Annotated in this window: 1 protein-coding gene; it reads left to right on the top strand. The window is 66.1% G+C overall.

Going from position 1 to position 351, the window contains the following annotated elements; genetic code table 11:
- On the top strand, window positions 1-351 hold a 351-nt coding region (locus FLO80_RS24370), incomplete at both ends, for a TetR family transcriptional regulator C-terminal domain-containing protein (protein ID WP_188078424.1).

The following is a 351-nucleotide window of genomic DNA, read 5'->3' as shown; positions in this document are numbered from 1 at the left end:
GAACACCATCGCGCAGAACGTCGGCCTGCCCAAGGCCAACCTGCACTACTACTTCGGCAACAAGCTGGGCCTCTACACGGCGGTGCTGAGCAACATCCTCGAACTCTGGGACAGTACCTTCAACACCCTCGGCGTCGACGACGATCCGGCCGAGGCGCTGGCCCGCTACATCCGCGCCAAGATGGAGTTCTCCCGCCGCTACCCGCTGGCCTCGCGGATCTTCGCCATGGAGATCATCAGCGGCGGCGAGTGCCTCACCGCGCATTTCAACCAGGACTACCGCAGCTGGTTCCGCGGCCGCGCCGCGGTATTCGAGGCCTGGATCGCCGCCGGCCGGATGGACCCGGTGGA

The sequence above is a fragment of the Aquicoccus porphyridii genome (genome assembly GCF_008369105.1).
GTDB classification, from domain to species: domain Bacteria; phylum Pseudomonadota; class Alphaproteobacteria; order Rhodobacterales; family Rhodobacteraceae; genus Aquicoccus; species Aquicoccus porphyridii.
The sequence above is the reverse complement of the archived record's forward strand: the minus strand, read 5'-3'. Positions and strand labels throughout refer to the sequence as shown.